The sequence below is a fragment of the Fulvivirga kasyanovii genome, from assembly GCF_009711405.1.
GTDB classification, from domain to species: Bacteria; Bacteroidota; Bacteroidia; order Cytophagales; family Cyclobacteriaceae; genus Fulvivirga; species Fulvivirga kasyanovii.
Genome location: NZ_SMLW01000346.1, coordinates 1 through 6,547 on the forward strand (window position 1 = coordinate 1; position 6,547 = coordinate 6,547).

The 6,547-nt window shown below is 48.3% G+C and carries 4 protein-coding genes; 1 reads left to right on the forward strand and 3 read right to left on the reverse strand.

What is annotated here, in order from left to right:
- Positions 1 to 69: 69 nt before the first annotated feature.
- A complete protein-coding gene (locus E1163_RS03490) occupies positions 70 to 450 on the forward strand; it encodes a winged helix-turn-helix transcriptional regulator (RefSeq protein WP_155169495.1) in 381 nt (126 codons plus the stop codon).
- Positions 451 to 785: 335 nt separating this feature from the next.
- Here the strand turns inward: E1163_RS03490 and E1163_RS03495 are convergent, their stop codons facing one another.
- From E1163_RS03495 to E1163_RS03505, 3 genes are all read right to left on the reverse strand, one after another.
- Positions 786 to 1,622, reverse strand: a complete 837-nt coding sequence (locus tag E1163_RS03495) for an SDR family oxidoreductase (protein WP_343033735.1) — start codon at positions 1,620 to 1,622, stop codon at positions 786 to 788.
- Between the two features lie 88 nt (positions 1,623 to 1,710).
- Positions 1,711 to 2,610 carry a helix-turn-helix domain-containing protein gene (locus E1163_RS03500; protein ID WP_155169498.1) on the reverse strand — a complete coding sequence of 300 codons (900 nt, stop codon included), beginning with the start codon at positions 2,608 to 2,610 and terminating at the stop codon, positions 1,711 to 1,713.
- A gap of 163 nt (positions 2,611 to 2,773) precedes the next feature.
- Entirely contained in the window at positions 2,774 to 6,475 is a 3,702-nt protein-coding gene (locus E1163_RS03505; RefSeq protein ID WP_246223484.1) for an amino acid adenylation domain-containing protein, read from the reverse strand.
- Positions 6,476 to 6,547: the final 72 nt, after the last annotated feature.

The following is a 6,547-nucleotide window of genomic DNA, read 5'->3' on the forward strand; positions in this document are numbered from 1 at the left end:
AGTAATAGGTAATACGTTAAACCTCTAAGCTGGCAACCCATTGTATGGTACTATAAAAAATGTAAGTTAATGACGAAAATAAAGAAAACATCTACAAATTTTGCGAACAAACAGGCCCTGGAGAACGACTGCTTAGAAGTCTACACTTCAAACATTATAGGAGGACAATGGACACTGGCCATCTGCTGCTATTTGATCAATGGGAAGCTCAGGTATGGAGAATTAAAGAAGTGTCTGCCCAATATCACTGAACGGATGTTGGCCTTACAATTACGAAAACTGGAAAAAGACAGGATCGTTAAACGGACTGTCCACGCAGAAGTCCCGCCCCGGGTCGAATACGAGCTAACCCCGGTTGGATATGAGCTGAAACCCATAATCAGGGAGCTGGAAAAATGGGGGAAGAAGCATAAGAGATCAATAGAGCGAGTTGAAAAAACTAAGCCATGAGTATATTTCTTCTTATAGTATGGGTTTTTGTACTTGCTTTTTTCGCTATTATGCGGGGATGGAAAGCTGTTCTTCTGATGTTTTTAACAATTTTATTCAGCCTTGTTTTAGGTCTCTTGATTTTTTTAGGGTCATCCAATTTTTATCCTTGCCATCCGGATGAATGCAAACCGATGACACATGGACTAATTACGCTGTTCGTCACCCAGATTGGGTTGGGTATCTGGTACTATGTCAGGGTAAAAAAATGACCGAACGTTTAAAGCACACCCCACACCGGCCGCAACAAACCCAGCCGGCATGAGGCATGCAGATCAGTGGCAGTGTCTACTATGCTAAACAATAGCCGTTGACTTTCCGATTTTCTCATTGCTAGCCAATGCATCCCGGATCATCCCGATCTTCTGATGGGCAATTTCGTAGGCATCTTCTCCCAGGAACAAATGAACGGGAGGTGTGGCCTGCTCACTTACGTGGATCAAAGCCTCAGCAGCTTTATCAGGATCGTTGGGTTGCTGGCCGTCGATCTGGTTTAAATGCGCATGTTCCGAGGCTCTGGCAGATTTATAATCCTCAATCGGCCTGGCTGAGGTTTTTATCGAGCCTTTCGACAGGAAGTTGGTTCTGAAATATCCCGGGTACACCAAAGTTGCCTTTGCTTCAAAATCCTTCATCTCCTCTGCCAACGCTTCCGTAAAGCCTGCCATGGCAAATTTGGTAGAGCAATATACCCCAAAGCCTGCATAGCCACCGGAATAACCTCCAATGGAAGCAATGTTGAAGAAGTGACCCGACCTTTGCTGACGGAAATGGCGGGCAGCGTGGCGAATTACATTGAGTGGGCCAAATACATTTACATTAAAATTGTCTTTCACCTCGTCATCACTTAATTCCTCCAGTGACCCAACCAACCCAAAGCCGGCATTGTTGACGACTACATCAATCCCTCCAAAATGAGAGACCGTATTTTCAATGGCCTCTTTTACATTGCTGTCACTGGTTACGTCCATTTCCAGGGGTAGAAATGTGGCTGAAACATCGCCAATCTCATTAATCAATGACTCAAGTGAGCGGGTAGTAGCAGCAACGCGATAGCCGCTCTCCAGAAGCTTCCTTACCAGGGCCAGTCCTAAACCTTTAGACGCACCTGTTACAAACCATACTTTCTTCATACTCATAGTTTTTGTTTTTGATTATGGTACAAAGGTCGGTTCGCAGCTCACAAACTAATTATAATATGCAAATCCGAACTTATCAAAATCAAACATTTCTGAAGTTTGTAGGAGTGGTTTTGGTGTGCTGCTTGAAAAACTTGTTAAAATGGGTCACCTCATTAAAGCCCAGAGCATAGGCAACTTCTGATACATTCCAGGCGCTGTGTTTTAATAAGATCTTTGACTCTTGCAGAATCCGCTCTGAGATGATCTCTGAGGTTGATTTTTGAGTAGTGGCTTTTAATGCCCGGTTCAAATGGTTTACATGTATGGCCAACTGATCGGCAAAAGCTGATGGCGTGCGAAGATTTAACCGTTGTCGATTATCATCGATAGGGAACTGGCGCTCCAGCAGCTCCAGAAAAATGGAGGTGATCCTGCGTGAGGCGTTGGTCTCTTGCTTTTCATGGTTTGATGAGGGCTGCATTTTCATGGCTATATGCAGCAATTCAAAAACAAGTGTCCGCAGCACATCATATTTATGAGCATAGTCAGAGTCGATCTCTCTAAACATCCGCTCATATATTGCACCTATTTCATCAGCTTGCTTATCAGTCAGCTCGAATATTGGCGTTCCGTGAGGCTGGAAAAGTTCATACTGGTTCAGGTTGCCAAACTGATAGAAAAAGGATTCGGTAAATACACAGAAGTATCCGCTTTGGATTTTATCTATCTCTTCCCAATTATAGGGTATCTGAGGATTGGCAAACAGCAGCGCTTTTTTCTTTATTTCTATCACCTTGTCGGCATAATGAACCTTATTGTTCCCGATAATGAGGCTTATCTTGAAATAATTCCGCCTGCTGTAAGGCACGGGTTTGGCTCCCTGGCCAATGAAAGGAGCAAGCTTAAACACATTGAAATGACCGATTTCGGTACTAAGGCTGTCGGGCACCCAATTTAGCTTGTTCTTATAAAAATCTTCGATGCTCTCGGTCGGATTCATATTGCAAAGTTATAAAAATCAAACTTAATGCTTTGTTTGATTGATAAGTGAGTGCATTCATAGATATGAAAACTCTTCCTGATACTTTGGGACAGGCCACCGTTATTGGTGGCCGTCCTCAAATAATGTAAATTAAAAAAATAAGTATTTGCCTATGAGCTAATTAGCTCATAGCTTTCTCTGTATTTCGAAGCGAAACATCAAGGTTTGCCGCCTCTTTTTGCTGCTCTACCAGTCGCGCAAAGAGCCAGATAAACGGCTCTACCTCACCTTTTAACACACAAGAACCTTTGCTAATGCTGTGCAGCAGGCCTTGAACGTCTGATGCACGCAAAGCGGAGATCGTTTGGTGATCTTTAATAAGCAATGAGCAGCCGGGAAGTTCTTCTACTTCTTTAGCTCCCAGTGTTATCTCCCGATCATTGACTCTGAGCGTAACAGGCTTTTCGTGGTCGGGAAGATAGATGTTCACGGCAAGTTCCGGCGTCGGGTAGAGGGCATTGGCCACTGATTTGTTCAGGTAAGCCGCGAAGGTGTTGGCCCATTCGTCCACATCCGATCGCAAGGCATCTTGCTCCCTGGTGGCAGACCGGGCTGCCGCAAGCTGCTCATCAACTTCACGCTCCGCTTCGATAAGGGCTTGCAGGGTTTTATCCACGTCCTCTCGTGTGTGAGATGCCGAGCAAATAAGCCTGAGGCGGCCACGTCCGCTCTCCACGATCGGGTAGGTAACGGCTGATGTCTGAACGCCGCGCTTGTACATACCCTGTACAATGGCGTAAAGTTTGTCCTTGTCACTAAAATGCGGCGTAACGATAGGGCCGTCACCTGTTCCCAGGTCATAGCCCGCATCGGTAAATTGCTGGCGCATGTACCGGGTGGTGTCCCAGAGCCGTTCGCGCAGTTCGTCGTCAGACCGAAGGCGGCGCAGCGCAGTAAGTGCAGCGGCCATATCGGCAGGACTAATAGAAGCCTGGAAGATATACGCCCTGGCTGATGATTTCAGCAGGTCAACATGCTCCTCTCGTGCAGCTACCACACCTCCCAGGCTGCCAAGCGCTTTGCTGAGTGTGGTCATTATGAAGTCCACCTCTTCAGTGATGCCCTGCGCAGCACAGATGCCGGCCCCACGCTCTCCATAAAAACCGAAGGAGTGGGCTTCATCCACTAACACCAGGGCACCGTATTTTTTAGCCGTGCGCACGATATCAGCTACCGGTGCAGCACCTTCGCCCATGCTGTAAACGCCTTCGAGCACTACAAGTACGGAACGGTAAGGCGATACTTCCGATTTAAGGACTGCTTCCAGGTCAGCAGAATTGTTGTGCTGAAATGTTCTGATGGTTGCGCCACAAAGCCGGGCGCCGTCAACGATGGATGCGTGACAGAGCTGATCAATAATGACAACATCATTTTTACCCAGGAGCCCGGCAACAGCGCCTACATTTGCTGTGTAACCTGTAGGGAATAAACAGGCACTGGGTTTACCTACCAGCTCGGCAAATTCTTTTTCAAATTGCAGGTGGAGGTCAGTCATCCCGGAGGCTGCCGCAGAGGTTCCCATTCCTGTTCCGAATTGCAGCAATGCTTTGGATGATTCCTTAATAACTTCCTCATCACGGTTCAGGCCAAGGTACAGATTGGTAGTCCATATAATCGCTTCCTGCTCCTCATCGTTGTATGCATCGGATACCATGCCCCGGGTTGCACTTCCCGTGCGTAGCACCTTGCTGTATGGATTTCTGCGCTGATCATTGACCATGCGCATTACTTCCTGCACGAGCTTACTCTTGTCTGTAGCCGACCAGGCAGATGCTTTTGCCGCTTGAAATGTAGGGTGGCTGGACTGGATGTGTGCCTGAAATGTTGCGAGGGAGTCTGACGCTATTCTGCGCCCTTTCTTCACCGGTTCCTTATCCGTGCTGTTACCTGTAAGTTTCTGAATGTAACTGTCCAGGGTAGCAGGCGTAGGGTATTCTAAAAGCGCTGTTATGGGCAGTGTTAGCCCCAGTATTCCGGAAAGCCTGCTGCTCAGTTCTACTGTAGTCAGTGAGTCCAGTCCCATGCTGTCGAACGACTGGTCTGGCAGTACTTGTCCGGGGTCAGGAAAATTCAGGAGAGAAGCCACCTCGCGCTGAATGGTTGATAATATGGATACTTGCTGCTCAGTACCGGCATGGGTAGCCTCTGTATTTGAGACGGCCGACTGGTGAGCCTGAAGGCGGGCTTCTTTTAAGTTCTGTAACTTATTGCGGTCCAGCTTTCCATTGGGTAGTAGTGGCAGCTCTTTAAGATATATTACCATTTGAGGGACCATATACTTTGGCAGTCTCTGCGCCAGATGTGCTTTTACTTTTTCCTCCGTCACTGTCTTGTCGCTGCACACCACATATGCTGCCAGCATTTTCTGTCCAGCGCCCCCGTCTACGGCTGCCGCCGCTCCAGCGTCAATCCCCGATATCGATTCGAGTGCTGATTCAACCTCTTCAAGCTCAATCCGGAAACCCCTCACTTTAACCTGCTGGTCGACACGTCCGAGAAATTCTATTTCACCGTTTTCCGTTCTCCGGCAGAGGTCGCCTGTTTTGTACAGTCGCTGCTCAGGGATCTCGCTCTTGGGCTTCAGTGTTATAAATCGTTCCCTGGTGCGTTCTTCATCATACAGGTAGCCACGGGCGAGTTTGTTTCCTGCCAGGTATAGTTCTCCCTCAGCGCCATCAGGTACCAGGTTCATAGAGTCATCGAGAATGTAAGAGCGCGAGCCAGGTATTGATTTTCCTATGGTCACGGTTTGGATATCTTCAAAGATCTGTCCTGCCGTTGAAAACACGGTGTCTTCTGTAGGGCCATACAAATTAAACATCCTTGGAGTAGTATCCAGGGCGAAAAGCTTCTCTACAAGCGGCAGTTTGAGCGCTTCACTACCAAAGATGATAGTTCTAATCCCTTGAGGCTTCCATCCTGAGGAGATCAATGCCTGTATGGCAGATGGTACCACTACACAACTTTTGATAAGATTTGCTGATGACAGTGAAGGCAAATCAAGCATGTTGTTGGCCAGTACCACTGTTCCTCCCAGCGACAAGGTTCCCAGTATTTCCATCACGGAAGGGTCGAAACAGACTGAAGTTGCGGCCAGCATTCCTTTCAGGTCCTCATCGTCGAGCAAAGTGCCCATAACCCGGATCATCGCCACCACATTACGATGTTCGATAGCTACTCCTTTGGGGCGTCCTGTAGAGCCGGATGTGTAGATCACATACGCCAGGTCGCTTGCGGCAGGTCCGGCAACCTCGTCCGCTGATTGTGCCTTTACGTCATCGAGCCAGATCAGCTCGCTTATTCCTTTGCAGAGTTCGGCGCAGTTTTTATCATTTACAATGGCAGCTACCGCTCGGGAATGCTCCAGCATATAGCGCACCCGTTCCTGTGGGTAAGCAGGGTCAAGTGGCACATAGGCACATCCTGCGCGCAATACGCCCAGTAGCGTGGCTACAAGTTCCCATGTTCGGCCCATGCATACGCCAACCAGCGAACCTGGCTCTACGCCACGGGCCGCAAGCTCACCGGCAATGGCATTCGCCCGGTCCATCAGATGCCTGAAATCGATAGTTGTTCCGCCATCAATGATTGCCGTCCGCTCCGGTTGCGCCAGCACTTGCCGGTTGATCAGCTCACTGATTGTTTCTGTCGGGCTATACCTGAGCTGCTCGTTTAGCAATTTCCCTGGTTTCAGGGGAGTTGTGTCGGAGGCTTTATTGCTGTCGATTTGTGCATCACATATTTTGATCATCAGAGTGAACAGGTCTTCGGGAGAAAGTCCGACGACTTCATCCGCATCTGTTATCCCAGCCTCATTCAGCATAGTACGCCGGTTTTCAGCAACTTCTGTTTCGCAAGAACCCGAATTAAACCTGGAGAGCTTATCCGGGTTGGT

Excerpts from the sequence above, each read along its gene's own strand:
- E1163_RS03490 (WP_155169495.1), top strand. The coding sequence starts at position 70 with ATGACGAAAATAAAGAAAACATCTACAAATTTTGCGAACAAACAGGCC.
- E1163_RS03495 (WP_343033735.1), bottom strand. The coding sequence starts at position 1,622 with ATGAAGAAAGTATGGTTTGTAACAGGTGCGTCTAAAGGTTTAGGACTG.
- E1163_RS03500 (WP_155169498.1), bottom strand. The coding sequence starts at position 2,610 with ATGAATCCGACCGAGAGCATCGAAGATTTTTATAAGAACAAGCTAAAT.
- E1163_RS03505 (WP_246223484.1), bottom strand. The coding sequence starts at position 6,475 with ATGCTGAATGAGGCTGGGATAACAGATGCGGATGAAGTCGTCGGACTT.